Consider the following 26,132-nt stretch of genomic DNA (forward strand, 5'->3'; position numbering starts at 1 on the left):
ATCATGGTTTTTAGGGTTATGGGTTAATGAGTTAATTAAATATATATGTTCCTTTCTTATGAAAATAAATAAATAAAAAAATATATATATATAAGGAGTTTAATAGATTTCGCTGTTAATTCGTTAACTCATTAACCGTTTCTTTTATAAAGCCTTATATATCAACGTTTTTAAGAGTTAATGAATGATTTGGGTTAATAAAAACATTAACCCTTTTTAAATAGAGGTGGGAAAAATGCACCCGAAACAAATTTGTGCAGACTTAGAAATGTTGGGCGCTCGTTTGGTTCTCGATGGAAACGATCTTTATATTGAGAATCCCGAAAACGTCTATCAAGAACTTGTGGAATTTGTTCAGTCTTACAAAAGACGAATTATTCGATATTTGAAAGGCGAATACTCGGATCATGAACATAATGTGAAACAGACAATAGATAAAATCATTAATTATTACATGGGCGTTGCTCAAGACTTAAATAGAAAAATAGATGACTGGTTCAATCATGATTATGAATCAGTTATGAAAGTGATGAAATTGCTCGTTTTATTTTGGGAGAACGGATGGAGAGACCTTGACACTTCCGTTTCTAATTTTGAAAGTGAGGAAACGGACAAGCTATCTTTAGAAATTTACGAAAGGGCCATGTCTTATTTTAAGGGAGATAAATCATGACGATTATTCACTACAACTATTCAGATACAGAGATAAAAGAAATTTTAGGCAGCATGGTCATTATTGTGGATACGAGAGAACAGAAGAATCAACATGTTCTTGACTATCTCCGCAAAAAGAACGTATCAATCAAATTCAAAGGGATGAAGACGGGCGACTATTCCGCAATGATTCCCAAGAATGAGGCATACGGGATCAATAGAGATATGTATTTAAACGCTGCTATCGAAAGGAAAAACGGAGTTGACGAGCTTGTTCAATCCATTAAGGATCGTTCCAGGTTTGAAAATGAATTGATTCGTGCATCAAAAAACCCTTTCACTCTTCTTGTGGAAGACCTGGAAGGGTATCAAAAAATACTCAACGGAAAATATCGTTCAAAATATGAACCTAAATCGCTGCTTGGTAGCTTGAAAACATTTGAGGTGCGTTACAATTTCTCAACGGTTTTTATTAATCCAAGTGCGACCGGAAACTATATCTATCATCATTTTCATTATATGGCTCGCGAATTGCTGAAAGGCGGGCTTGTGTGAATCCATTAACACTGAATACCCCATGTATATACTTCGTAAAAACCGGTAAATTGGATTGTATTATTAGCAGGGTTAAGCCACCAACCATTATAAAAAGAATAATTTGGTGCTACAAAAGTAATTTTTATCAGATGAACTACAAATGGACCGGTATCGGTTGGTCCTAAAATAACAAAAGAGAAAAATTGGCTATTTAAACAGATAATAAGTTGATTACGCTGAGCATCAGTTAATGTACGAGTCATTGTAAAAGAATAAGGAATTTCATCAAGAGTAGAATCGGGCTTAGGCAACGTTGGATTTTGCCCAGCTCGTTGTTCTTGCACAAACTTTACTAAAAGTTGTTGATTTTCTGGTTTGTTTAAAAATATCAGTTGATCAATCTGTGCTTGTGTAGGGGCTGGAACGTAAGGTCTTGATAAACTTGAATTAATTGAATTTGTCACTGTAATTACCTCCAATTCACTTTTTATGAAATATATGGTTTTTATTTTGATCTATACTAGATAATTAATAAAAATGACTAAATAGCTATGCAATAAAATGCAAGAACGACAATTGTGCAGAACAAAAATTTAAAAACAACGCCTGATGGTCGGCAGTTGTATGAGCTATCACTAGATGAATTAGACGAAATATTCAAAAAACAATTGATTGAAAGGGGAAAATGAATATGGCTTTTGTAGGTTTTGAAGAATCACATGAGGTGCGGCAGCTGGCTAAAAGTTTAATTGATGAGCACCACCCACATTTAAAAGATGCGATTGGGCACATTGGCTTTTATATTCGAGAAGGAAGCAGCAAATGGGCGGGGAAAGCGAAAAAATGCACGGCCTTTGAACGCCATATGACTGATTACATGCTTTTCGTCTTTGTAAATAAGGAAGCCTGGAAGGCAATGAACAAGAAACAGCGTGCCGCCCTGGTCGATCATGAACTTTGTCATTTTACACGTACTAAAACGGAAGAACCTGAACCGAAAGATGCGAGGAATTGGATTACTGTGTACGGGCCCGCCGATGATCCTGACAGCTGGGGAATACGAGAGCATGATGTGGAGGAATTTTCCGAAATCATTGAACGTCATGGTCTTTGGGATACGGGTATTGAATCATTCGCGGCAGTTGTGCGGGAGGCTGATCACCAAATGAATATTGATGATGTAAACCGTATAACAAGGGTGAAGTAAATGAGAAATCGTCTATTTATCTTTTATATCGTGTTTGGATCGGTTTCTGTTTTGGCTGTTATGAATATGAATTAAGGAGGCAATGAAAGACTTGAGATTACAAGAGATTCCAAGTAAAATTATAGAGACTTTAGACACAAAAGAGCCTATTGTTTTAGTTTTTTCTGATGGCATATTGAAATATACACAATTACCGCCGCATGGTGAAACAAGAATCGTTACACATGACAACAAAGTGACTCGTGTTACCTTCAATGAAGGCGAATTATTCTAGTAAATAAAACCGTTCTACCGGAAAGCCGGGGGGCACTGATCATGACAGCATAAGCGCTGTTTGGTTGGTGTCCCTTTTTTATATTCAGAAAAGAAGAAAACGAGGTGTAAATCTATGTCTAAAAAAAGAACTGACGTTCCTAAGAACAAATGTACCCAAAATCGCACGCAGGAGCTTTCATATGAAGAGATAAAGGAACTCATGGGTATTTACCGCCCAACATATAAAAGAAGCCGTGGCGGGGCGTTAAAAAGCAGATAAAGAGGGAGGGTATTTTATGTTGGGTGAACTACCTGTAATAGATAAAAAGGAATCGAGAAAAAGAGTTGAACGTATACTAGACAATTATCGTTTGTATCTTCTTCAAGTTCCTGATGATATGCTGCCTAAAATAACAGCCGGGTTTAGTATAGTGCCGCCAGCTGCGACGAATGCTTTTCATTCTTCTACAGAGAGTACGGCCATTAAACGTATTGAGTGGGAGCATAAGCGAAATGCATATCTTGAGAGAGTGCAAAAGGCTGTCAATCGTCTTCCTTATAATGAGAGGCAAATAATCATTAAACGTTACATGCAGCAAGAAACTGTTTTCGATTACCAGGTATACAATGAAATCGGCATGAGTGAAAGATCATATACACGCTTGAAAGGAAAGACATTCCTAGACTTGGCGTATGCGCTCCATGAAGTTGTATATAAAGCACCCGTTTAGAGGTGTTTTTATTTTGGCGTTTTATTGGCGGAAAACTGGCGTGTTTTTGGCGCAATGTTGGCGCAGCATGACAGAAAAAAGGTTGTAATATTGTATTATGCGATAAATTGATGAAGCATCTTACATGCAGAAACAACTTTCGTTCGACAAAATTTGCGAAGGATAAAATTATTCAAATGGCACGTCGATATATAATCTGGGGTGATTATATATGACTAGGAAACTTGGAGAAGCTAAATATGTTAAAAGTTATTTAGAACACCGCTATGGTAAAATTTACAACACTACTTTCGACGACGATGTTGAGTTACAAAAAACAATTATCTTAGAGCATGATAAAGATCAGTTAAACAGGTTGTTAAAAAGAATTGAAGCTTCAATAAGCATAGAGAAAGATACTCAAACTTTATTCAGTCAACCTTTTTCAATAATACTTGTTATGATTACTGTTATGATGTCAGCAGGAATGGCAATGGTATCAAGCTTAATGTCATTTATGAGTAGTATCTTTGGTAAATATTTAGACAGTAAAGATGTTAAAGAGATTAATTTTGACGAGTTGTTCAATTCTCTAAGTGATTTTACACCTGTAATTCGATATGCGTTATCAATTTCTTTTGTGCCTTTTTTGTTTTTAATTATTTTTTGGTATTTTTCTTATAAAAGACAGAAGAAATTCGTTGGCAAGTTATATGTGATCTTGGTTTTATTGGAAGAGTGCATAGAGCACTATGATGAAGTAAAACAGCAAGTTAATTCTGAATTAATACAAGAAACAGAAAATAAAATAACCACATAGAATGTTGAGAGATAAATAATTAAGTTAACTGATAGACTGTGTGGATGAATGGTCAGTCTAAATATATAATGTTCTTAAAAACAGATTGGAGATTTATGGTGAAAGATAAACAAATAAGTGTTGTACATTTAGTATATGGTTGTATTATTGCACTTTTAATCATTACGTTTACATTGGCAATAGCATTTGGTGGGAATAAAGATGCTGGGAACCAGATGAATGTTATGGCTACTGGTATTTCCGTTGTTCTAGCTGTAATTGCAATATTAATGACTTTAGTAGATGTTGCTGGTCAAAGGCAGTCAATTGTTGATATTAAAGAGACCGCTGAAAAATTAGCTGAATCACAATCAATTTCTCAAGAAACTATACAGAAATCAATAGAAACCTTAGAAGAATTAATTGATTTCAGAGAAAAATTATTAAAATCTGTATCAGATTATAGAACTGGCACAGAGGGGTTAATAAAAGAATTGTTTAATAACGAAAAGCAATCTATAAGTAAAGAAGAACTAGATGAATTATTATCTGAATTTAACAAGAAAACTTCAGATTTAGACTCGAAAGTAAATATAATTGCTAAAGGTGAACGCGTTAAATCAGAAGGAGATATTATTAATTATTTTAAGAAATGGGTTAGAAATAAATACCCAGACCAGTCAAGAATAGAAATAAGTGAATTTTACGATGAAGTAAGACGGTTCTTTACTCGATTAGAATATAAAACAATTAAAAATTACCTCAGTTATAAAAGTGACATATATTACGATTCACAAGAAAATAAGCACTATATTAATCTAGATATTTTAAAGGAAGTTATACATAGGGGAGCTACAAGACCGATTATATAAGTTGCTCAAATATAACGACCTTTACAAAACGTTGTGTCTGATAGTGGTTACGATAGTATTAAATAAAGCTGAGCGACTTCCATTACGGAGGTCGTTTTTTCGTTCGACAAAATTTGCAATCCCTTCAAATTATCCAATTTAGTTCGATAATTCATATGAGCATACACATTGGGGGAAAATAGTTTGAGAGAAAAATTCCGTGAGTTTTATTTTGATAAAAATGATGAGAAAATTTGGCGAGAATCTACTATTATTTTAGACACAAACGTTTTACTTAATTTGTACAGATATACCAAGGAAACATCTGATCAAATTCTTGAACTACTTAATAAGTATAAGGAAAATTTATGGATGCCACATCAAGTAGGTTTGGAATATCATTACAATAGAAAATTAGTTATCTTAGAACAGAGGGGATCAAATGAAAAAGTATGTGATGCTTTTCAAAAGATTCCAAAAAAAGTTAGAGAATTTCTTAATGATGATCTATCAATTTTTAAAAAAAGACACAAAGATGATTTGGAATCCTTAGTGAAAGAGATAAAAACAGTAATTAATGAAAAGATTAAAGGTTTTAAAAGCATAAGCGAAGAAGACGATTTTTTAGAGGAAGATTTAATAAGATTGAAAATTAATGATCTGTATAAGAATAGAGTTGGTGACCCCTATTCTAAAGACGAACTTAAAACAATAATGGAAGAAGCAGACGATAGATTCACTAAAAAAATACCTCCTGGATATAAAGATGTAAAAGATAAAAAAGGTATTAAATTTTACAACGGAGTACAGATTCAAAATAAGTATGGGGACTATATTCTATGGAGACAAGTATTAGATTATGCCCAAAAAAACGAATCTAGTGTAATTTTTCTAACTGATGAAAAAAAAGAAGACTGGTGGTATGAAGCTAAAGGAAGGACTATCGGTCCTAGGATAGAGCTACTCAATGAATTTTCTTTTCATTCTAAGAAAAGCTTCTATATGTTTAGCTCTATTGGTTTCATAGAGATAAAAGGTGGTTTGGATCAATCGGCTGTTTCAGAAGTTAAAGAAGTAAGCGAAGCTTATAAAATTGATATGTCTAATGTTGGGAAACACGCATCTTTTTCTATAGAAGAAAAGAACCCTCCTTTTGTATTTAAAATGAGTGAGTTCGGTGAAAAAGAAAGGGAGAAATTAATGAAAAGGTTTTGCGAATTTATAGAAAAAAAGCTCCCTCTATTTTATCATGAAGGTCTATACTTAAGGGATCTATTTGCTCTTGTTGAAAATGAATTTGACCAACTATACTCTAGAGTTATAATGGATATTTTACTTAACGATATAGAAATAAAATTAAGAAAAGATAGCTCAGGGAAAGTAATGGTTGATTTAGACGATTTTAGCACTTATGTATATAGTAAAATTTTTTGAAGTGAACTTCACCAAAATAAATGACTGTTTGTTACTAGAATGATAGATCGAAGATATAGCAATTTAAAAATAAAAAGCATCCTGCGGGGTGCTTTTTTTGATTCAGAGGTGAAACCGAGTGCAAAAGTCATTAAAACCATGCAATGAACCTGGATGCCCTCAACTAACGCGCAAAGGATATTGCAAACTGCATAAGACATTGAAGCTTTCATACGATCTGCACCGTGAATCATCGGCACGACGAGGGTACAATAGCCGATGGCGTAAAGCGCGTGAAGGTTATTTAGCAAAGCATCCTTTGTGTCAGTCTTGCATGTTACAAGGCAAACGTATTGCTGCTAAAGTTGTTGACCACATCAAACCGCATAAGGGAGATAAAAAATTATTTTGGGATTCTTCTAACTGGCAGTCGCTATGTGCGTCCTGTCACAGTAGAAAGACCGCTAAAGAAGATGGAGGGTTTGGGAATGGATAATCAAACATGCGCGTGTGATCAATGTGGAACAACATTCATTATTAAAAGTTGTTCTAGGATTAGAAAGATTGGCGAAGGGATTAAACAACATCTTCTAGTTTGTCCGAGGTGTAAAGCTGAGTACACATCATACTATACAAACGCAGAAATCAGAAAGCAGCAAAGCAGGATCAGTAAGCTATATAATGCTATTCGGATGACGAGGAACAAAAGTCTACTTGATCAACACCAAAAGAAAATAGATTCAATACGAGCAGATTTAGAAATAGACATGAATCAGCTTCGCATCGAAGTTGAAGGCCCCCCCTAGCTTAAATCCCTAGAAACGATTTGCTGTAGACCGCGTCTCCCTCAACATCGCGAGAAATTCCCTAAATGAAAATTCGGAAGGAGGTGAGGGGATGGCAAGACCGAGACAACCAGTTGACTTGTTACTAGTGAAAGGGAAGAAAAACCTTACCAAGAAAGAGATTGCAGAAAGAAGAGAGCAGGAAATTAAGGCACCAGATGACAAAGTGAAAGCTCCTTCTTACTTACCGAAAGCCTTAAAAAGAGAATTCAAAAAGATAGCGGACGAGCTAAAAAACATCGGAATTATCACAAATTTAGATGTTGATGCGCTTGCCCGTTTTTTGTTTGCTCGAAAACAATATTTACAAATAACAGAAATCATATTAGATACGCCGATTACAGCACTTACCGAAAATTCAGATGGAGAAAAATTTGAAATTGCGAATCCTGCCTATAGTGATCTTCTAATAAATCAAGACAAGCTGTTTAAACAATGCAGACAAGCATCAAGTGATTTAGGATTAACCATTTCCTCTCGCTGCAAACTTGTCATTCCGAAAAAAGATGATGGGAAACCAAAGTCAAAAGAAGAGGAACGCTTTGGAGGACGCATGTAATGGTAACGCAGGAAATGACCGCAGAGCTTTTAATTGAGCGTGTATGGTCATATTGTGAAAAGATCCAAACGGGGGAAATAAAAGCAGGAAAGAAGCACAAGTGGGCTGTTCAGAGGTTCATTAAAGATGTAGAGCGGCTAGCAGAAGAAGACTGCCCGTATTATTTTGACGCAGAAGCAGTCCTTGATTTCTATGAATGGGCCAAGCAATTTAATCATGTCGAAGGGATATTAGCAGGTAAGCCAATTGAACTTACAGACTTCCAATTATTCATCGCTGCTAATATCTACGGCTTTTACAAAAAAGTGAATGGTGCCAGGCGTTTTAGAAAAGCATACATCCAGTTAGCGAGAAAAAATGCAAAATCGCAGCTACTGGCTATAATGGCTTCGTATGAGATCTTCCCAACGCAAGAAAAACATCGTGTGTTTATTGCAGGTTGGTCGAGAGATCAATCAGATGAAGTCTATCAAGCCATACTTGAACAACTGCATCACGCGCCGATTTTAGAGGGGAAATATACGGATGCCAACGGAAAGATTAAGAAACACAATACAAATTCCATAATTCAACCTCTTTCAAGGGAAGCTCGAAAGGTAGGAGACGGGAAAAACCCATCTTTAGGAATTGTAGACGAATATCACGCACATGAAACAAGTGAGATTTATGACGTGCTCAATAGTGGAATGGTAGCGAGACGAAGCCCCCTTATGGTCATTATTACAACTGCTGGTTATAACTTAAACGGTCCTTGTTTTAAAGAGTATCAATATACAAGTAAAATACTTGATCCTGATTTAGACACAGAAAAAGAAGATTATTTTGTATTGATTTGTGAGCTTGATCCTAGTGATGATGTGAAAGACGAATCTAACTGGATTAAAGCAAACCCAATCGTTGCAACTTATGAAGAAGGCCTGACGTCTCTAAGATCTGATTTAGAAACGGCTCTCGAAGTCCCTGAAAAAATGAGAACTTTTTTAACAAAAAATATGGATCGATGGGTCGATCAAAAAGACAATGGCTATATGAAAATGTCAAAATGGAGGGCCTGTCATGGTGAAATACCTGATCTAAAAGAAATGGCCATCTATCTTGGTATAGATTTATCAATGACAACGGATTTGACTTCTGTCGGGTGGGTTGGTGTTCTTGATGGCTTTTACTATGTGGGTCAGCATTCCTTCATCCCCGAAGAACGAGCCAAGGAGAAAATGGCTACTGATAAAGTGCCTTATGATTTATGGCGCGATCAAGGTTGGATGACATTCACACCAGGAGAGGCAGTTGATTATCAATATGTGGAAAGATGGATCATTGAATTTGCTCACGTCAACAAATTGAGAGTCAGCCAGGCTGCTTACGATAAGTATAATGCGCTGCACCTTGCACAACGGCTTGAAAGTAAGGGGTTTAATATGATTGAGATGCCGCAAAGGCCTCATCATCTTTCTTTACCCACAAAGGACTTTAGACAAAAGGTGTATGAGGGTAAAGTCATTCATGCAAGCGATCCATTGCTCGCATTTGCATTTAACAATGCAATTATTAAGCAAGATGCACAAGAAAACATTATGCTTGATAAAGCGAAGTCCGAGCAACGTATTGATCCAGCTGCAGCGGTGATGAATGCTTTTGCTAGGGCCATGTATCACAATATGGGCGCGAGTGTTAACTTAAACGATCACTTTTCAGGAAATTTCAGTTTTTAGGATGTGAGAGAGTGAAAAAATTTATTGTTCTGAAATTAATATTAAACGACTTGCTGTTTATTGGAGGGTGCATCTTTATTCTGCTGGCAGCGTATCGGGTAAATACAAACATCGGTCTATTTCTGACGGGTGTATTTTTTATGTTTTACGCCTACCTGCTGTCAAGTCACGCGCGGCAGAAAGAGAGGTGAAAATAAATGTTTATAGACCGATTCTTTGAAAAGCGTTCAGGCTCAACAACATTAGACGGTTTCAGTCAGCTGATCAATCTATTCGGAGGTCGAGAGACGGCAAGCGGTGAAAGAGTGAGTGAAAGCAATTCACTTGTGCAGCCGGACATTTTCGCATGTGTCAACGTACTATCTGATGACATCGCAAAGCTACCGATACACACATTTAAAAAAGAGAGTCAAGGAGTCAACAGAAACCCTAATCATCCATCAGCCTATATGATCTACGCAAGACCAAACCCGTACATGACAGCTTATGTGTGGAAAAAGCTGATGATGACGCATGCATTGACTTGGGGTAATGCATATTCTCTGATTGAATTTGGGGCACATGGTTTCCCTGAAAATCTTTACCCATTGCGGCCAGATGCGACAAACGCATACATCCATCCCGAAACAGGAATGATTTGGTATCAAACCACTGTTAACGGAAGAATGAAGGAACTATACGAACACCAAGTGCTGCACTTTAAAGGGTTATCTACGGATGGCATATATGGCAAGTCGCCTATTGGGGTAGTGCGAGAGCATATAGGCGCTCAAGCAGCTGCAACGAAATACAACGCCAAGCTGTATAAAAATGAAGCCACGCCGCGAGGTATTCTAAAGGTTCCTTCTTTCTTGGATGAAAAGCCCAAGGAAAACGTCAGAAAAGAATGGAAGCGGGTCAACCAAGGTGAAAACATAGCCATTATTGATAATGGACTAGAATATCAATCCATTGCGATGCCGTTGCAAGAAGCGCAGTTTGTAGAATCTATGAAATTCAATAAAGCTCAAATTGCCATGATTTACAAAGTTCCTTTGCATAAACTCAATGAACTTGATAAAGCCACATTTTCAAACATTGAGCATCAATCCTTGGAATACGTAAAAAATACACTGCAACCGTGGATCGTGAATTTTGAACAGGAATTAAATATTAAGCTGTTTACTGACAATGATCAAAAAGCGGGCCATTATGTAAAATTCAATGTTGATAGTGAGCTGCGCGGCGACAGTAAAACTCAAGCAGAGTATTTTAAGACCATGAGCGAAGCGGGTCTTTTAAATAAAAATGAGATTCGCGACTTGATTGAAAGAAACCCTATTGAACATGGCGAAAAATATCTATCTAGCTTGAACTATGTGTTCCTTGACTTTATGGAAGAATACCAGCGGCTTAAAGCTGGTTCAGCCATGAAGGGAGGTGACAGCAAGAATGAGTAAAGAAAAAGAAGTGCGGCTGCTCACGACGCCAATTGAGATCCGTTCTGATGGAGAAGGACAATCCGAATATGTGGAAGGCTATGCTTTGAAATTTGAAAAATGGTCCGAACGTTTAGGGTGGTTCAAAGAAATTATCAGTAGAAGCGCCTTAGAATCTACCGACCTATCAAACGTCATTGCACTTTTTAACCATCGAGAGGATTTTCCCCTAGCTAGAAATACCGTTTCAGGGGAGTCAGGACGGCTTGAACTCGAAATAGATGGCATAGGTCTTAAATTCAGATTTAAACCGTCAGACACGTCATATGCGCGCGATCTCATGGAGAATATACGCAGCGGCGTTATTAATCAATGTTCTTTTGCTTTTTCGTTGGATTATAACGGAGAAGAGCCTGACGAATGGCGCATAAATGAAAATGAAGACATATACGAACGAAGAATAAACAACATTCACCGCATTTATGACATATCTCTTGTAACGACACCTGCATATAGCGATACCGAAGCTGTAGTAGGTGCCCGGAGCTTAGAGAAAGTAGAAGAAATGAAAGAACAACGAAGCACACCAATAGATGCAACTTTAAAAATTGAATTGGAACTATTAAGCCTTGATCTTCCCGAATAAGGCTTTTTTTGCGTTCTATGAGGAGGAAAAATAAAGATGACAAAAAAAGAAATTGAACTGCGTCAGCAGTTTACGCAAAAGAAAGAAGATGCTGACAAAGCACTTGCAGAAGGAAAAACAGAGGAGGCGCGCCAGCTTCTCGATGAAGTGAAAGAGCTTAAGAATCAAATTGAATTGATGGTAGAAGGTCGCTCACTGAACGTGCCTGATTTACCTGGCGGTGAAAATTTTGTGCCGGAGCTAGAACGAAACCCGGAGGGGCGAAAAGGAGCCGAAGGGGATAAGGAAGAACGTCAAAAGAAATTCACTAAGTTGTTCATGAAGTCTCTTCGAGGTAAATCCTTAACACATGAAGAACGTGAATTCCTAGAAAATCCTGAATTCCGAGCGATGTCAGGAAAAAATGAAGAAGATGGCGGAATCCTAATCCCTGAAGATATTTCAAGAACCATTAAAGAATTAAAGCGGGAGCAATTACATCAGCTTGAGCAATATGTAACAGTCGAGCCGGTGGCAACCCGTTCAGGTAGTCGTATGCTTGAAAAAAATGCGGACATGACACCGTTCCAAGACATTGAGGAAATGGGGGAAATTCCAGAAACAGATCAGCCTAAGTTTAAAAAATTAACATATAGCATCACCGACTATGCAGGGCTTTTACCACTTTCAAACACATTGCTGCAGGATACAGATCAAGCGATCATGACATATGTCGCAAAATGGTTCGTTAAAAAATCAGTTGCAACAAGAAACGCTCTTATCCTGGCTATCCTTGACGGTTTGAAAAAGGTTGAATTTAAGGGCTTGGAAGACATTAAAAAGACTTTAAACGTTACCCTAGATACCGCCATTGCAGCTGGTGCCATCATCATGACAAACCAAGACGGGTTTAACTATCTTGATCAATTGAAAGATGCGGACGGTAAATATCTACTCAAGGATATTCCTTCTGAACCGACAAACAAAATGTTGTTTGGTCGCCGCGTGGTGGTGATCTCAAACAAAGTCTTGAAAACAAAAGCAGGGAAAGCACCTGTAATCGTTGGTGATTTAAAAGAGGCAGTTGTCTTATTTGATCGTCAGCAACAGTCTATTGACTATACGAATCTTGCTGCAGGATCGTTTGAGACAAACACAACGAAAGTACGAGCGATTGAACGTGAAGACGTTGTGGCTTGGGACAAAGAAGCGGTAGTATACGGCCAGTTGTCAATTAGTGAGTAAAAAAAAGAGGTGAATAAGTCATGCGAGTGACAAAAAATTACACCACTGATGGCGGGGATCGAACTGTCATCGGTGGTGTTTTAGAGTTTGCAGGTGGAAAAATCGTCAAAGATGGTCAGGAAGTGAGTCTAGGTGGCGGCGGATCAGCTGCACCAGGAAGCGTGACACATGAAATGCTTGCTGAAAAAGCTGTCCGTTCGGCAAACATCGGGACAGGGAGCGTCATGCCGGAGCATCTTAACTCATTAATAGAAACTAGACTCAAAGGAATGGAAGACGAAATAAAAGAGCTGAAAAGCAAACTGAACAAAGAATAAACAATTGAAAGGAATGGATTAAACATGGCTAAAGATTACCTAAACGAAAGTAATGGAGTATTCACGTCTGCAGAGGCGGGTCCTGATGGTAAACCTATCACAGCAGTTACGGTGAAAGACAATAGCGAAGAAAATCCTCTTTATGTGAAGGGGTTAAAGGGTGATCCTGGTGAACAAGGTCCTCAAGGTCCGAAAGGAGAAAAAGGCGATCCAGGAGAGCAAGGTCCAAAAGGTGACAAAGGAGATCCTGCAGTAATTGAAACTGGGTCTATTAAAAACGATCACTTAGGCGATGGATCTGTGAACTCACGGACAATCGGTAAAGGAAGCGTTAAATGGGACAATATCAATTCAGAAGTGCAAAAAATGATCACTGATTTAAAGTCGCGAGTCGACAAACTAGAGGGTAAAGAAAATACTGAATAAGTAGGCGGTCTTCTATGGATTTAAAAATGCTGAAAGATGAATATTTAAAAATTGATACCGATCAAGATGACGCCTTGCTTAAATCCTTAATTACTGCAGCAAAGGGATATATCAAAAATGGTATAGGGCGTTATGTTGAAAGTAACGAGCAGTATGCACTTGTAACAGGAATGCTTGTTGCTCATTGGTACGAAAATCGAGGGGTGTATGAGTCAGGCGTTTCCGGCTCATCCATCCCTTTTACTATTCGGGATCAACTAACTCAACTTCGCTATGTGGAGGTAGAAGAGGATGAAGAAGATAAGCAAGATGAATCGGCGGCTAATCTTTCAAGTAAGGAAAAGGGTACAGGACGACGAGCTGAATTGGAATGAATCCTATGAAAATGTCTTTGAGACATGGGGTTCAATTGAAGGATTTTCCGGCACAAAATCAGATACGCTTGTTGCTGGCGCATTAGGCGTTAAGTCACCAAAGAAAATCACAATAAGATACCGGGAAGACGTTAAGCAAGACATGAGAATCCTTCTTCAAATTGGAACAGACGAGGCAGGAGAGCCAATCTATCGCACTTTCGATGTAATGGATTATAACGACATAGAAAACAAAAAGAAGCGACTTGAAGTCACTTGTAACGAGGTCGGCATAAATGGCTGATATGGATATTGAAGGATTCGAAGATTTAACGAGATATTTTAATAAAATCGGTGACGACGTGGAAAAAGCAGAAAAGGTTGCCCTTAAAGCTGGGGGCGAGGTAATAGCCGCGCACCAAAAACGTAACGTGAATAAAAGTTCAAAAAATCAGCCTCACATGGTCGATAACATTACCGTTTCAGCTGCAAGAGAATCCAAAGACGGTGAGCTGTTTGTTTCGGTTGGTCCGAATAGAAAAGTCGCTTACAGAGGGCGATTTTTAGAGTGGGGCACGTCTAAAATGCCGCCGCATCCATTCATTGAAAAAAGCGCAGTTGAAGGGGAGGGACAAGCTGTGAAGATCATGGAAAGAATTATCACGGCACCTATTAAATGAGTTTTGATGCAAAAAAAGAATTAAGTGCAGCGTTAATAAAAAACAATGAATTAAAGCAGCTTGTCACGGGTGGTTTTCATAATCTTGTGGCCGATGATGTGGCCGCATTCCCCAGGGTTGTATTTTCAGAGATTACAAATAGGGACCAGGAGTACAGAGACAACCGTTCCGCAGCAAGTGAGGTTCGATTCCAGCTAAGTATATTTTCAAAAGCAGACACGCGAAAGCATGAGACAGAAATAGCAAAACTGATAGACAAACTGATGAAAGATTTAGGCTACGGAAGATATGATTCAGTGGATCTTTACGAAACAGATACAAAAATCTTTCATCGGGGCATGAGATACGTCAAAACATTTTTCTAGGAGGAAAACAGATGGGGAAAACAATCTACGGATTAGACATGTTCCATTATGCTGAGCTTATTCAAGACGACGACAAAGGACTTGAATATGCAAAGCCTGAAAGACTGCCAGGAGCTGTAAACGTCAAAGTCGATCCTAAATCAGAGCAATCTAAATTTTGGGCTGATAACGGCGTCTTTGATTCTTTTAACAACATGGGCGATATCGATCTTGAGGCTGAGATAGCAGATCTCCCGATTGAGGTACAAAATAAAATTTACGGTCACAAGGTCGAGAACGGGATTTCTTTTGCCAGCTCTGATGATAAGGCTGTTTTCTTGGCTTTCGGGTTTAGAGCGAAAACATCCACAGGCGGGCACAGATATTATTGGTTCTTGAAGGGGCTTCCTGAATTGCTGGGCAATGAACACAAAACTACCGAAGGGAAAGCCGATCCTGAAACACCAAAATTTAAAGCAGGTTTCATGACCCTTCAAAATAAGAAGGGGAAAAACCGCTGGAAGGCTCAAGCTGAGTTCGACGAAGGCTTTGACCCGGATGAATGGTTTAAACAAGTTGTATACGACGGTGCGTTGTTTTCAACGGGAAAAGACACAGAGGATTCCACGAGTTCAGTAGACATTGGAAAGGGCGTTTAATAACGCTCTTTTTTATTTTGTAATCGGGAGGCAATAACATGGAAGCATTGACAATAGATCTACATTTAAACGGCAAGAAAAAGAAGTTCTCGACACCTAACTTTATCACGGGTGCTTTATTTAGGACTGCGGCAGAAATAACAGAAGACCTTGAATCGAATGATCCTGAAAGAATTTATACAAGTAGACAATCAGAGTTTATCTGTGAAGTGTTCGGAAACAAATTCACTGCAGAAGAATTTGAACAAGGCATTGATTCACGACTTTTATATAGAACAATCTACGCAACCGCAAACTATGTCATTGGGAATATCGTTGAAGCGAGCAAAATCCTGAATCCTGAAACCGGAGAGGAAGCAGAGCCGGGGGAGTAAGTTTGTCCGATGCTGTCCTTGATATGTATAACGCATTAGAGGACATTGGCTTTACTCAAAATCAGATAGACGAAATGGACATTGTCTATCACCTAAAACGCCTTGCACGCAGGAAAGAAGCGAGCAAGGAAAAGCCAAGTAAGATTGCTACAGCATCGGATAAACCTTTATACATTGATCAGATACCTGGACTGTAAAAAGGTGGTGAGGGATTGAGCAAAGACATTAAAGTAAAGCTGTATTCTAATTCGTCCCAATTTAACGGGGAAATGAAAGCAATTGCCGTTCAAATGAAGAACATAAAGTCTGAATTTGAAAAGAATCGGACTGCCGTCGGTGTGTGGGGTAATGAACTGAAAACTTCGCAAACAAAAGTCAGAACCCTTTCACAGCAATTAGATCAGCATAAAATGAAGGTCAAAGCACTCGAAAGAGCGTATGCAGATTCAGCTGTTAAAAAAGGAAAAGACGCACAAGAGACACAAAACCTTGCCCGTCGTTTGAACTATGCAACAGCTGAAATGAATAAAACGCAAAATGCGTTAACACAAACGACCAACAAAATTCAGAGGATGGAAGCTGAGATAAAAAGAACATCCTCATCGCTTTATAAAATGGGCCAAAGAATGAATACAGTTGGCAACAAAATGAGAAGTACGGGTGCTTCGGTAGCAATGACTACAGGTGTTGCTTTTGCTGGCTTGGCCCTCCCACTAAAAGATGCAGTACAAGTGGGTATGGACTTTGAAAAGCAAATGAGTAAAGTCCAAGCTATTTCAGGTGGTACTGCTCAAGAAATAAAAAAGCTGGAAAAGCAAGCAATGGATCTTGGGGCAACATCAGTTTTTACTGCTAGTCAAGCAGCAGACGCACAAAGTTTCCTGGCTATGGCTGGATTTAAAGCAAACGATATTTACGCAGCCATGCCAGGTATGTTGAATTTAGCAGCTGCAGGTCAACTAGATTTAGCTGCCGCCGCCGACATTTCCTCTAATATGATGCAGGCTTTTGCCTTGAAAGCTGAGGAAGCAGGTCACGCATCGGATGTAATTGCATACGGTGCTGCTAACGCAAACACCAACGTAGAACAAATGGGAGAGGCTATGAAGTTCCTTGCGCCTAACGCCAATTCTCTAGGTTGGGGATTAGAAGAATCAGCGGCCGCAGTCATGGCGTTTGGTGATGCAGGTTTACAAGGTTCTATCGCAGGTCAAGCGTTTGGTACATCATTGATTCGTCTGGCAACACCTGCAAAAAAAGCTCAGAAGGTAATTGATAACTTAGGCTTCGCGTTTTTTGATGCGGCCGGAGATATGAAAAGCATGCCGGAAGTCGTTGCAGAAATGGAAAAGGGCATGAAAGGCATGACGAAAGAGCAGCAAGCCGCCACTCTTAAAACCATTGTAGGCGCTGAGTCTTATAAACATTGGGCTATTCTCTTACAAAAAGGCAGCAAGGCATTAAAAGAGAACACGAAGGCGCTAAAAGAATCAGATGGTGCTGCTCAAGATATGGCAGACACCATGCTTGATAATGCAAGAGGAAGTATTATCGCTTTTAATTCTGCGGTTGAAGGTGCAAAAATCAAACTGACAAAAAGTTTACTTCCTGCGCTTGGCAGTCTAGCTGATAAAGGGGCAGACATCGTTTCCATGTTTAACAAAATGGATTCTGCCACAGCCCAAACGGTTGCTAAAACTGCACTGTTTGCTACGGGTGTATTGGGTGCCACAACAGCAGTCGCAACGCTGACAATGGGTATCGGTGCGCTCTTAGCATTTACGGGTCCAGTGGGGCTTGCAATAGTCGGTGGAACGGCATTATTAGGCGGTATTGCCGTAGCGACATATGCGTATAATGAGCAGCTTAAAAACCAAAAGAAACGCCAGGAGGAAGCAAAAGAATCAGCGCTTCTATATGGCGAGGGTGTTTCTAAAGCGACACAAAAAGCTGCTGCCTCATATGTCAGTCTACGTGAAAAAGCCACATCACAGCTGTTCCAGTTGACGCAGGTTTCAGGAAAAGAAGCAGATAAAATGGCAAATAGGTTACTTAAAACTTATCAAAATATGTCATCTTCTTTAGTCAAAGAATTAGAAGGATTTAAGACAGACGCATTGGCTGTCCTTAATGGTCTTTTTGAAGATCAAGAAGGGAAAATGAAAGAAAAGGGCGAGGAATGGTCTGATCAGCTTGTCGGGAAAATTGATGAGGATGTACAAACAGTTCGTAAGAAAATGAAACAGTTTGAGAAGTTAAAGGAAGAGACAGGCTTAATCACTTCTAATATGAACGAAGTACAACGCAGAACATTTAACGAGATCATCACATTCTTCCAACAGGCTACTAGTAAATTTGCGGCCAATCAAAAGGATGCTTTAGCTATCCAGCAGAGAGTTTCCGAGAGTCAAAATAAGTTATCTTTTAAAAATGCTAAAGGCTATAACGATCAGATCACTGAGCTGTATAAGGAAGGTCAGAAGGCAGCAAAAAAAGACAGAGATTATATGGATCAAGTGATGGATGAGGCTCTTGCTAAAGAAGCGATAAACGCAGAACAGCATAAGGCTATAAAAGCCAAAATTAACGCAGACTATCAAGAGTCTCTTGCTCAAAACCTAAACACATATAAGAAAAGCTCAGAAGCTCTTTTTGATCAAATGTCTAAAGATGGGCAACTGCTAGATTTAGAAACAGGCAAAGCGTTGGAAAGACAAAAAGAGTATTCAAGTAACTCAATGGGAATTTTCGTAGAAATAGAAGAAAGCGAGACTGCATACCAAGCGCGCTGGGCTGAAAAACAAGTTGCGTTTCTGCAAAAACTAGGAGACAGCAAAGAAGAAGCGCTAAAGCAAACAAGGAAATCCCTTGTTGAGTTTAACGAAGGATTAGGGCTTGCAAGTGACGAAGCAGCCACTCAAGCAGACAAAACAATTGCCGATGTAGAAAAGAAGATGAACCGCGAAACATCCGCCCGTAATTCAGGAAAGAAAATGGGGAAGGAATTTGCTGATGGTCTAATAGATGCTACGCCAAATACTTTAGCGAGTGGTTCTATTCTAAAACAGTCATTGGATTTGAAATTACGTGAAGAGAGTGGAATCCCTAGAATTGCAGGCAAAGAAAAAGGTCAATCGTTTAGTGAAGGTATTACTTCATCAAAAGTTAACGTATCTAACAGTGGTACAGTTCTGCAGCAAGCACTAAAACAAAAGTTAAGTGAAGGCAATGCAGAGGCTAATACATCCGGTTCTCAAAAGGGTCAATCATTTAGCGCAGGTATAAGCTCAACAAAAGGCAGCACAAGCACGGCAGCAAGCAGCGTAAACCAAACGGCATTATCCAATCTTAATAAAAATACGACCCAAGCTACTCAAGCAGGTGCAACAAAAGGAAAGAGCCACAGTGCGGGAATAACAAGCACAAAGGGCGCCAATACGTCTGCAGCATCTTCGGTGAGCGCGACAGCAACAGCCCAGCTTGCCAAAACAACCGATGGTGGAGGCGGACAAAAAGCAGGGACTCAATTTGCATCGGGGATTCGTAGCCAAGCCGGAAACGCTAGTAATTCGGGTAGCACCGTAGCACAATCAGGAAAACAAGGCTTATCAAGTGTTAAAACAACTAGCACAGGTGCTGATTTTTCTAAAGGATTTGCTAACGGTATACGCAGCATGGGGGGCACTGGCGGGACAATTTGGAAAGCTGCTTGGGCCATCGGTAAAGTTGCAATACGTTCGCTGAAAGATTCCATACAATCAAAATCACCAGCAAAAAAGACCATTGCAGAAGGTGTGAACTTTGGCGATGGGTTTATCATTGGGCTTGGAGAAAAGGCGCAGGACGTGAAAAAGAGCACAGCAGCTATGGCGCAAGGTGCTATGACGTCCTTTAAGTCTGAAATTAATAGAATGGCGTTTAACATCCAGGGGGCAGCAGATGAAATAAACACGATGCGCGCCGAACTGACTGTGAAAAACGAAATTGATACGCCTGTATTAAACCAAAAGCTAGATGCTCTTATTAGTCTTCTATCAAATAATCTACAAACGAACAATGAAAGCGTAAGTGCTACAGGACAAACAATCAAAATCCATCCTGCGCCTGTCATTATTGGCGGTCATCATTTAGCAGACATCGTTTTTGAACTAGGTGACACATCCATACTGGATAAAAAGAGTGCTCAAAAATATGAGCAGAACGCCTATAAAGGAGGGCTGAAAAGATAAATGGATCTCTATTTTGATTTCAGAGACGGAATGGGGGAGCAACCTTTGTCGGGGTTACTGCCCTATTTTAAGTTGCTTAGCTTTACACCTGACGCGCCGAGCACTGACAGGGAGCTTGTACAGTTAACCAGGTTTAACGGACTTGTACCGACGCAGCATCCGCGCGACATAGTGTACAAAGAAAGGTCTATCAAGGTTGAAATATTGCTTGATGCTAAAATAGCGGCAAACTTTTATCAGTACAGGCATGAGTTTTATGATCTCGTTGTTCAGCCCTTCTGGTATTACATCTCATGTGATCTGCTTCCCGGGAGGCGTTTTGCGGTTACGTGTGACGGAGGGTTTCAAATACCCAAAGACAAGCAAAAAAACCAGGTATCCTTCCAAGTGGATTTTAACAATATCACAGGGCTGGCAGAGTCAAAGGGCACGTCTTTAAGCGCGCAGAACTTTTCTAATGAAAGATGGTTTTCAGGAATGGGAATTCAAAGGCGCGACGATCTGCAGTACCGATTCAAAAACAAAAAACGGTTTAGTGTTTTCAATCCTGGCTTACCGATTAATCCACTGCAGCATGATTACAACGTGCTGCTAAACGCAAAGGGAAAAAACATAACGATTATCAATCACACGAACAATGAAAGATTGAAAATAGAAGCCGAATTGAAAAAGTCACAACAGGTCAGAAACCTGAAACAGTATACCGTAGTGGGTAGTAAAAGGTTGAAAACATCCGGTAGGCTACCGTCTTTAGATAAAGGTATGAATGAGTTTGAGATTCAGAATACAAATGATTTTGAGATTGTATTCGATACAAGATTTTATTTTCCGTAAAAGGGGGTTGTCATGGCTGCAAAAGATTTTATAAAAGAGATAGCAAAAGACGCGCAGAGGATTTATAAGAAATACAATATTTTAGCTTCTCTTATTATCGCGCAGTCTTGCCTGGAAAGCGGATGGGGAAAAAGCGACCTAGCTCAAAAGGGTAAAAATCTATTCGGAATAAAAGGATCATTCAACGGTCAATCAGTCCTCATGTGGACCACTGAATATGATAAAAAGGGTAAAGCAACGAGAGTTAAAGCGCCTTTCAGAAAGTACCCTTCATGGTACGAATCCGTACAAGACTTAGCAAAGCTCTATCTAAAAGGGGTAAGCTGGGATCCAAACATTTATAAGGCTGTAATAGGCGAAAAAGATTACACCAAGGCAACAGCAGCACTTGTGAAAGCCGGATATGCAACCGATCCAATCTACGCAACGAAATTGAATAGTATCATCTTCACCTATAAACTTACGCAATACGATACGGTGGAAGGTGTGGATGATGGCCCAAGTGAACCTGAAACACCAACTAAACCGTCTTATCCAAGCAAAGAGTATCAGGGAAAGGACGTAGAGCTAAACGACGGGTTACCTTCTGACATTGATTTTAGGCAGCTACATGTCTCAACCAAGGACGGCAAAGAACTTGTTGAAATCGTAGGCGCAGTGCTAGAACTGCAAGACGACACAACAGGTAAAAAGAGTTTCACCTTTACCCTGTTTCGGACTGAGGATAACGGAACTGAATTTGATTTACTTGTTCCAGGGAACATATTGTACTTGGATGAAAAAGATTACAATCATCAAAAATATTACATTACGGATATTGAACTTGATCAAAGTAGAAAAAACGTGTCACAAAAAAAGATAACGGCCAATCATGTGTATACCGTCTTGCTGGTAAATGACAGGGTAGAAGAAAAGATTTCAAAGAAACTGAAAATTAATGAAGCTTTAGACATTGCCCTAGCCGGTACCCCTTTTCAATATGTTCTAAAAGCAAAATTATCGGAGTTTGACGAGGTAGAGCAGGACGGCTTCGGTGAAAAGTTTCGCATTGAATTAATGGATCAGATTGTTGAAGATTACGAAATAGAGCTTGATGTAAATAACTATGTCATCTATGTACATTTAAAAATGGGTAAGGTAGTAGACTTCACACTTGACAGCCGATACAATATGCCAGGATTTAAGATGAAGATTAATGATCAAAACACGTCAACGCGCGCCTGGGGTTACGGCGCAGAAAAGAAAGCTAAGAAAAGCGAGTCAAAGTCGACCGATACAAAAACGAACGAGGATGAAAAGGAGAAAGAGCCCGAATACGAATTCGAGCCTATCCTTTATATTCATCCTGACGAGGACAAATTTTTGATCGAGGGTAAGCCGCGCTGGGGAGAGCCGATAAGAGATGACACAGTAAAAAAAGCAAGCAACATGGTTTCTGCTTTGAAAAAGCATGTGAACCCATATCCTGATGTGGTCGTAGAGGCTGAGTATCAGTACATCTACGAGCCGGAACTTCATGGTATAGAGGAAGATTTTTTGGAAGGGTGACAAGATCCATGTCATTGCTGATACGGCAAATGGGATCACGTTTGAGGATGATGTAAGGTTAGTGTCTGTCACTTATAATCCCCTCAACCCTTATGACAGCCCTAAAATGACCTTTGCTAACTTTAGGAAAGACATCCAGGACTATCAAGTAAGCCAGGCGCGGCAGATTAAGCAACAAAAAAGATACATTGATCAATTGATGAGAACGCTCAATTAAGAGCGTTTTTTCTTTTGGAATTGAAAGGAGTGAATAAATTGGTCCGGCTTAAAAAAGATTATGACTCAACCCGAAACTCAGTCTATGAATCCCAATTGCGTGGCGACATGCAAACGGTTGAGAATGAGCTTAATAAAAATGCAACTGAATTACAGTCTCACAAGGATAGTAAAAAAGCTCATTTGTCTAGTCAGATTATGCATGGTCTATTTACGGTTGCCAACAGGATTGACAACATGTGGGCTAGATTGACAAACCTTGTTCTCAATCATGACGGGAAAGATGTCAAGGAAGTTGTAGACATTCGAGTTGCTAGGGATGCATCTATCCATCCCACAGCAAAAGATAGATTAGACTATGACTTTCAACTACTTGAAGAAGAAATAGAAGCAGCTGCCGTTTCCCTGAACCTAAAAAGATTTATTAAAAAGTACGGAAGTTTTACCGCAGGATTCAAGGCAGCTCTTAGTCTTGCAAGATTATATCCTGTGCACATTGTTGTTCCTCAAGGACAATACAAACTAATGGAGACTGCACGCATCTATAAAAACACTCACTTAACCTTACAAGCTGGTGCAGTTATTAGACGCGGATTTGTAGGGTCAATGCTTGTAAATGGAGATAAAGACGATCAGACAAAGGGTTATAACGGACACGGAAACCTACTGATTGATGGACAAGGTGTACTGGATAGCGCAGGAGGAGAGATCAAAGAGCAATGTTCTGTCCTGGGGTTCGCTCATGCTGAGCGTATCATCATCCGTGACATCACGATCAAAGATGTGTGCGGCGGCCATGCCCTTGACTGTGCAGGTAATAAACACGTATTAATAGAGAATGTATGGTTTAAAGGGTTCGCTGATTATAAAGGCGACAGATGGTTTTCTGCTGCAATTCAGTTGGACTTAATGAGATCGGCGGGCAACTTTGGCGCCTTTGGTGCTTATGATCAAACTGTCAGCAAGCATGTTACCGTTAGAGATTGTTATTTCAGCAGATCAGAGAATCTAGGGGGATATGCTCGCGGAATAGATTCACACACCAGCACTGATGGCTATTGGTATTCTGATATTCATATAGAAAACAACGATTTTGAAGATACGACCGAGTACGCAATATCAGGAAACAAATGGGAAGACGTTTTAATAAGCCGAAACCGATTTAAGAATTGTGCATCTGGAGTGAGGCTCATGCTTCCAAGGGTTGAGTCGGTCTACACACAAGACGCGAACGGCAATCCTACGAACAGGGTCAACAAGGTAAAGCGTCTTTCAGTCAAAGATAACACTTTCACCAATATCAAAAAGCGTCATGCCATTCAGGTATATGGCCGTAAAGGGATTCAAAAAATTGACGACGTGGATGTTTCCGACAATAAAATCAATGGCGTAAAGGTCAAGCACGCTATCCATTTATCAGATGTGGATGGCTTTTTGGTGTCTCGCAATCAATTTAGAGACATCAAGCATCATGGGGTGCTCTTAACTCGCTGCAGTAATGGCAAAGTCGAATCAAGCGTTGGACGAGACATCGAGGGGAACGGTGTACGCGTAGAATTAGGGTGTAAGAATATTGATGTCACAAACACATCCTTGCGGGAAGTTGGCTATTCAGGAATTTCCGTTTCAGGAGATTCTGAGGACATAAACGTTGATTTCAGCGATATTCAGAATGCAGGTAAAAGAACCTCTTCATCAAACCCGTATTACGGAATTATCTTCATGGATGGAGTCACAGATTCGGCAGCAAGATTCAATAAAGTGCGTGGAAAAAAATGCAGATACGCGATGTATATGACTAGCAAATGCTCAAGAATTCAGCATTTTGGGAACAGGCTTAAAGGAGCTGGCGCAGAAGGCAGCTTGAAGGATAATAGTGTCGTTCCAATTAAAACAATCGAGAATGTAACATGAGAGAGGTGATAACAAATGATTCATAAGAACGGACCAATTGATTTTGATGTAAACGCGTATACCAGTTCAAGCGTATCAACCAGCATAAATTTTTGGACGCAAGATCGTCAGACAGCACGATTGATATTCAAACTCACGAAAGATGGAGTCCCTTTGCCTCTAGCAGCTGTCACAGGAAAACTTGTATTAGTTATGTCTGACGGCAGCCGATTCATTCGAGACATAAATATTATTGATCGAGTGAACGGTCACGCCGAGTACGTTTTGTCAGACAAAGAGGTCAAGCACTACGGCACAGTACAAGCTGAGCTAAATTTGTACTATGCAAATGATCAATCTATGTCCGTGCATCAATTCTCTTTCCATATATCTAAGTCTCTTATAGATCAAGACATTGTGCCGATAACGGAATATTACGTGGATGAATTCGAGGCACTAAGAGCAAAGATAAATGAGCTTTACGAAGAGTCCATTCAAACAATTAAAGAACTAAGAGACAAGTTTGAGGACTTGGAAAAGATCGAAACAAAAGAAGGTGCGCAGTCTAAAGTAGATGCAGCACTTGCAGAAGCTAAAAAGCAAATAGATGCACACGCTAATAACAAAAACAATCCTCATGCTGTCACTAAATCAAATGTAGGATTAGGCAATGTAGACAATGTTAAGCAGGCTTCAAAGGCTGATTTTGATAAACATGTTGATGATAAAAATATCCATATTACAACCGCAGAACGTGCCAAATGGAATGGCGGACAATTGTACAAACTTGTTCCCGACAATGGATTAGTGAAACGTATCCCGAATGGAACGGATATATTCACTTTACCGCATGGTCCATATATGGGGGCAAACCTTGTAAATGTACCGATTGTGAATGATGGCAGCTTTTATTATGTAGAAGTGTTTGATACTGAGTACACATCAAATGAAAATCGTTTGAAAAGAATTATTGTAACGAGGTCATTTGATAACTTAACGTGGGTTGGAACATTCCACACACAAGGGTTTCGAGGCTGGGAACGACTCATAACAGACGGAGATGCTACAGTCACTTGGAAAAAACCTTCATTGTCAAAAGGATGGAAGCAATATGTATCATCAGATGGATTTCCGCACACGTTATGCTACTCAAAAGATGCCTTGGGAGTGGTGGAGATCATCGGGTCTATTACTGGTGGGGTGATTGGTAATGATGTCGAGGCGTTTACATTACTTGAAGGATACTTTCCTCTGCAGTCATTTCACTTTATTGGTGTAGCATCCAGTTTGGGGACACCGGGTGTCCCACAATATCACCGAACCTATATAGGTACTGACGGTCGTGTTTGTGTTCAATCTTGTTCTAATACGGTAAACCCAAATGAATTTATTACGTTTGGGGTCCGATTTAGAACAAAGTAAACGGGGG

Annotated in this window: 30 protein-coding genes and 1 pseudogene; 30 read left to right on the plus strand and 1 reads right to left on the minus strand. The window is 39.5% G+C overall.

All coding sequences use genetic code 11. The annotated features are described in order from the left end of the window. Window positions 1-235 precede the first annotated feature (235 nt). The gene (locus tag C6344_RS04145; RefSeq protein ID WP_106072740.1) at window positions 236-673 is read left to right on the plus strand and encodes a hypothetical protein; all 438 of its coding nucleotides are present in this window, start codon (window positions 236-238) and stop codon (window positions 671-673) included. Beyond that, window positions 670-1,209 (plus strand): ERCC4 domain-containing protein, encoded by a 540-nt coding sequence (locus C6344_RS04150; RefSeq protein WP_106072741.1) that lies wholly within the window; start codon window positions 670-672, stop codon window positions 1,207-1,209. Before C6344_RS04145 ends, C6344_RS04150 begins: the two co-directional genes overlap by 4 nt. Before the next feature lie 5 nt (window positions 1,210-1,214). Here the strand turns inward: C6344_RS04150 and C6344_RS04155 are convergent, their stop codons facing one another. Continuing rightward, window positions 1,215-1,655, minus strand: a complete 441-nt coding sequence (locus tag C6344_RS04155; protein WP_106072742.1) for a hypothetical protein — start codon at window positions 1,653-1,655, stop codon at window positions 1,215-1,217. Window positions 1,656-1,882: 227 nt separating this feature from the next. Between C6344_RS04155 and C6344_RS04165 the strand changes: the two genes are divergently transcribed. The 28 genes and pseudogenes from C6344_RS04165 to C6344_RS04300 all read left to right on the plus strand — a co-directional run bounded on the left by C6344_RS04165 (window position 1,883) and on the right by C6344_RS04300 (window position 26,125). Then, complete coding sequence (locus C6344_RS04165) at window positions 1,883-2,398, plus strand: putative metallopeptidase (RefSeq protein WP_106072743.1); 516 nt, start codon at window positions 1,883-1,885, stop codon at window positions 2,396-2,398. A 91-nt stretch (window positions 2,399-2,489) separates the two neighbouring features. Continuing rightward, window positions 2,490-2,672, plus strand: coding sequence for an XtrA/YqaO family protein (locus C6344_RS04170; protein WP_223254311.1), 183 nt, complete (start codon window positions 2,490-2,492; stop codon window positions 2,670-2,672). Window positions 2,673-2,786: 114 nt separating this feature from the next. Further along, the gene (locus C6344_RS18810) at window positions 2,787-2,933 is read left to right on the plus strand and encodes a hypothetical protein (RefSeq protein ID WP_189313006.1); all 147 of its coding nucleotides are present in this window, start codon (window positions 2,787-2,789) and stop codon (window positions 2,931-2,933) included. Between the two features lie 16 nt (window positions 2,934-2,949). Further along, window positions 2,950-3,384, plus strand: a complete 435-nt coding sequence (locus tag C6344_RS04175) for an ArpU family phage packaging/lysis transcriptional regulator (RefSeq protein WP_106072745.1) — start codon at window positions 2,950-2,952, stop codon at window positions 3,382-3,384. 211 nt (window positions 3,385-3,595) lie between these two features. After that, complete coding sequence (locus tag C6344_RS04180) at window positions 3,596-4,183, plus strand: hypothetical protein (protein WP_106072746.1); 588 nt, start codon at window positions 3,596-3,598, stop codon at window positions 4,181-4,183. A 98-nt stretch (window positions 4,184-4,281) separates the two neighbouring features. Further along, a complete protein-coding gene (locus C6344_RS04185; protein ID WP_106072747.1) occupies window positions 4,282-5,034 on the plus strand; it encodes a hypothetical protein in 753 nt (250 codons plus the stop codon). A gap of 183 nt (window positions 5,035-5,217) precedes the next feature. Beyond that, on the plus strand, window positions 5,218-6,447 hold the full coding sequence (locus tag C6344_RS04190; protein ID WP_106072748.1) for a PIN domain-containing protein: 1,230 nt from the start codon (window positions 5,218-5,220) through the stop codon (window positions 6,445-6,447). 118 nt (window positions 6,448-6,565) lie between these two features. Then, complete coding sequence (locus C6344_RS04195; RefSeq protein ID WP_106072749.1) at window positions 6,566-6,922, plus strand: HNH endonuclease; 357 nt, start codon at window positions 6,566-6,568, stop codon at window positions 6,920-6,922. 401 nt (window positions 6,923-7,323) lie between these two features. After that, window positions 7,324-7,830: a phage terminase small subunit P27 family gene (locus tag C6344_RS04205; RefSeq protein ID WP_106072751.1), complete on the plus strand. Its 507-nt coding sequence runs from the start codon at window positions 7,324-7,326 to the stop codon at window positions 7,828-7,830. 14 nt (window positions 7,831-7,844) lie between these two features. After that, the gene (locus C6344_RS04210) at window positions 7,845-9,542 is read left to right on the plus strand and encodes a terminase large subunit (protein WP_223254312.1); all 1,698 of its coding nucleotides are present in this window, start codon (window positions 7,845-7,847) and stop codon (window positions 9,540-9,542) included. An 11-nt stretch (window positions 9,543-9,553) separates the two neighbouring features. After that, window positions 9,554-9,733: a hypothetical protein gene (locus C6344_RS18940; RefSeq protein WP_106072753.1), complete on the plus strand. Its 180-nt coding sequence runs from the start codon at window positions 9,554-9,556 to the stop codon at window positions 9,731-9,733. A gap of 6 nt (window positions 9,734-9,739) precedes the next feature. Further along, window positions 9,740-10,981: a phage portal protein gene (locus C6344_RS04220; protein WP_106072754.1), complete on the plus strand. Its 1,242-nt coding sequence runs from the start codon at window positions 9,740-9,742 to the stop codon at window positions 10,979-10,981. Further along, the gene (locus tag C6344_RS04225) at window positions 10,974-11,606 is read left to right on the plus strand and encodes an HK97 family phage prohead protease (protein WP_106072755.1); all 633 of its coding nucleotides are present in this window, start codon (window positions 10,974-10,976) and stop codon (window positions 11,604-11,606) included. Before C6344_RS04220 ends, C6344_RS04225 begins: the two co-directional genes overlap by 8 nt. Before the next feature lie 36 nt (window positions 11,607-11,642). Continuing rightward, the gene (locus C6344_RS04230) at window positions 11,643-12,830 is read left to right on the plus strand and encodes a phage major capsid protein (protein WP_106072756.1); all 1,188 of its coding nucleotides are present in this window, start codon (window positions 11,643-11,645) and stop codon (window positions 12,828-12,830) included. Between the two features lie 20 nt (window positions 12,831-12,850). Beyond that, entirely contained in the window at window positions 12,851-13,147 is a 297-nt protein-coding gene (locus C6344_RS04235) for a hypothetical protein (RefSeq protein WP_106072757.1), read from the plus strand. A 24-nt stretch (window positions 13,148-13,171) separates the two neighbouring features. Further along, window positions 13,172-13,573: a collagen-like protein gene (locus C6344_RS04240; RefSeq protein ID WP_106072758.1), complete on the plus strand. Its 402-nt coding sequence runs from the start codon at window positions 13,172-13,174 to the stop codon at window positions 13,571-13,573. Between the two features lie 14 nt (window positions 13,574-13,587). Beyond that, window positions 13,588-13,947, plus strand: coding sequence for a head-tail connector protein (locus tag C6344_RS04245; protein WP_106072759.1), 360 nt, complete (start codon window positions 13,588-13,590; stop codon window positions 13,945-13,947). Continuing rightward, window positions 13,865-14,230 (plus strand): phage head closure protein, encoded by a 366-nt coding sequence (locus tag C6344_RS04250; RefSeq protein WP_106072760.1) that lies wholly within the window; start codon window positions 13,865-13,867, stop codon window positions 14,228-14,230. The genes C6344_RS04245 and C6344_RS04250 overlap by 83 nt, the downstream gene beginning before the upstream one ends. Next, complete coding sequence (locus C6344_RS04255) at window positions 14,223-14,606, plus strand: HK97-gp10 family putative phage morphogenesis protein (protein WP_106072761.1); 384 nt, start codon at window positions 14,223-14,225, stop codon at window positions 14,604-14,606. The genes C6344_RS04250 and C6344_RS04255 overlap by 8 nt, the downstream gene beginning before the upstream one ends. Continuing rightward, on the plus strand, window positions 14,603-14,971 hold the full coding sequence (gp17, locus tag C6344_RS04260) for a tail completion protein gp17 (protein WP_106072762.1): 369 nt from the start codon (window positions 14,603-14,605) through the stop codon (window positions 14,969-14,971). The genes C6344_RS04255 and gp17 overlap by 4 nt, the downstream gene beginning before the upstream one ends. 11 nt (window positions 14,972-14,982) lie before the next feature. Then, window positions 14,983-15,609 (plus strand): major tail protein, encoded by a 627-nt coding sequence (locus tag C6344_RS04265; RefSeq protein WP_106072763.1) that lies wholly within the window; start codon window positions 14,983-14,985, stop codon window positions 15,607-15,609. A gap of 38 nt (window positions 15,610-15,647) precedes the next feature. Then, window positions 15,648-15,983 carry a phage tail assembly chaperone G gene (gene gpG, locus C6344_RS04270; RefSeq protein ID WP_106072764.1) on the plus strand — a complete coding sequence of 112 codons (336 nt, stop codon included), beginning with the start codon at window positions 15,648-15,650 and terminating at the stop codon, window positions 15,981-15,983. Window positions 15,984-15,985: 2 nt separating this feature from the next. After that, complete coding sequence (locus C6344_RS04275; protein ID WP_106072765.1) at window positions 15,986-16,180, plus strand: hypothetical protein; 195 nt, start codon at window positions 15,986-15,988, stop codon at window positions 16,178-16,180. Between the two features lie 15 nt (window positions 16,181-16,195). Then, window positions 16,196-20,212 (plus strand): phage tail tape measure protein, encoded by a 4,017-nt coding sequence (locus C6344_RS04280; RefSeq protein ID WP_106072766.1) that lies wholly within the window; start codon window positions 16,196-16,198, stop codon window positions 20,210-20,212. Then, window positions 20,213-21,046 (plus strand): phage tail domain-containing protein, encoded by an 834-nt coding sequence (locus tag C6344_RS04285; RefSeq protein ID WP_106072767.1) that lies wholly within the window; start codon window positions 20,213-20,215, stop codon window positions 21,044-21,046. Window positions 21,047-21,058: 12 nt separating this feature from the next. After that, window positions 21,059-22,811: pseudogene (locus C6344_RS04290) on the plus strand (phage tail protein). A gap of 29 nt (window positions 22,812-22,840) precedes the next feature. After that, a complete protein-coding gene (locus C6344_RS04295; RefSeq protein WP_223254319.1) occupies window positions 22,841-24,724 on the plus strand; it encodes a right-handed parallel beta-helix repeat-containing protein in 1,884 nt (627 codons plus the stop codon). 15 nt (window positions 24,725-24,739) lie between these two features. Continuing rightward, window positions 24,740-26,125 carry a phage baseplate upper protein gene (locus tag C6344_RS04300; RefSeq protein WP_106072769.1) on the plus strand — a complete coding sequence of 462 codons (1,386 nt, stop codon included), beginning with the start codon at window positions 24,740-24,742 and terminating at the stop codon, window positions 26,123-26,125. The last annotated feature ends 7 nt before the right edge of the window (window positions 26,126-26,132 follow it).

The organism is Bacillus sp. GBSW19 (genome assembly GCF_002998655.1).
Taxonomy (GTDB): Bacteria; Bacillota; Bacilli; order Bacillales; family Bacillaceae; genus Bacillus.

Bases quoted from the DNA above. Each gene is read 5' to 3' on its own strand.
- C6344_RS04145 (WP_106072740.1), top strand. From the start codon at position 236: ATGCACCCGAAACAAATTTGTGCAGACTTAGAAATGTTGGGCGCTCGT.
- C6344_RS04150 (WP_106072741.1), top strand. From the start codon at position 670: ATGACGATTATTCACTACAACTATTCAGATACAGAGATAAAAGAAATT.
- C6344_RS04165 (WP_106072743.1), top strand. From the start codon at position 1,883: ATGGCTTTTGTAGGTTTTGAAGAATCACATGAGGTGCGGCAGCTGGCT.
- C6344_RS18810 (WP_189313006.1), top strand. From the start codon at position 2,787: ATGTCTAAAAAAAGAACTGACGTTCCTAAGAACAAATGTACCCAAAAT.
- C6344_RS04175 (WP_106072745.1), top strand. From the start codon at position 2,950: ATGTTGGGTGAACTACCTGTAATAGATAAAAAGGAATCGAGAAAAAGA.
- C6344_RS04180 (WP_106072746.1), top strand. From the start codon at position 3,596: ATGACTAGGAAACTTGGAGAAGCTAAATATGTTAAAAGTTATTTAGAA.
- C6344_RS04205 (WP_106072751.1), top strand. From the start codon at position 7,324: ATGGCAAGACCGAGACAACCAGTTGACTTGTTACTAGTGAAAGGGAAG.
- C6344_RS04210 (WP_223254312.1), top strand. From the start codon at position 7,845: ATGACCGCAGAGCTTTTAATTGAGCGTGTATGGTCATATTGTGAAAAG.
- C6344_RS04220 (WP_106072754.1), top strand. From the start codon at position 9,740: ATGTTTATAGACCGATTCTTTGAAAAGCGTTCAGGCTCAACAACATTA.
- C6344_RS04225 (WP_106072755.1), top strand. From the start codon at position 10,974: ATGAGTAAAGAAAAAGAAGTGCGGCTGCTCACGACGCCAATTGAGATC.
- C6344_RS04230 (WP_106072756.1), top strand. From the start codon at position 11,643: ATGACAAAAAAAGAAATTGAACTGCGTCAGCAGTTTACGCAAAAGAAA.
- C6344_RS04235 (WP_106072757.1), top strand. From the start codon at position 12,851: ATGCGAGTGACAAAAAATTACACCACTGATGGCGGGGATCGAACTGTC.
- C6344_RS04240 (WP_106072758.1), top strand. From the start codon at position 13,172: ATGGCTAAAGATTACCTAAACGAAAGTAATGGAGTATTCACGTCTGCA.
- C6344_RS04245 (WP_106072759.1), top strand. From the start codon at position 13,588: ATGGATTTAAAAATGCTGAAAGATGAATATTTAAAAATTGATACCGAT.
- C6344_RS04250 (WP_106072760.1), top strand. From the start codon at position 13,865: ATGAAGAAGATAAGCAAGATGAATCGGCGGCTAATCTTTCAAGTAAGG.
- C6344_RS04255 (WP_106072761.1), top strand. From the start codon at position 14,223: ATGGCTGATATGGATATTGAAGGATTCGAAGATTTAACGAGATATTTT.
- gp17 (WP_106072762.1), top strand. From the start codon at position 14,603: ATGAGTTTTGATGCAAAAAAAGAATTAAGTGCAGCGTTAATAAAAAAC.
- C6344_RS04265 (WP_106072763.1), top strand. From the start codon at position 14,983: ATGGGGAAAACAATCTACGGATTAGACATGTTCCATTATGCTGAGCTT.
- gpG (WP_106072764.1), top strand. From the start codon at position 15,648: ATGGAAGCATTGACAATAGATCTACATTTAAACGGCAAGAAAAAGAAG.
- C6344_RS04285 (WP_106072767.1), top strand. From the start codon at position 20,213: ATGGATCTCTATTTTGATTTCAGAGACGGAATGGGGGAGCAACCTTTG.
- C6344_RS04300 (WP_106072769.1), top strand. From the start codon at position 24,740: ATGATTCATAAGAACGGACCAATTGATTTTGATGTAAACGCGTATACC.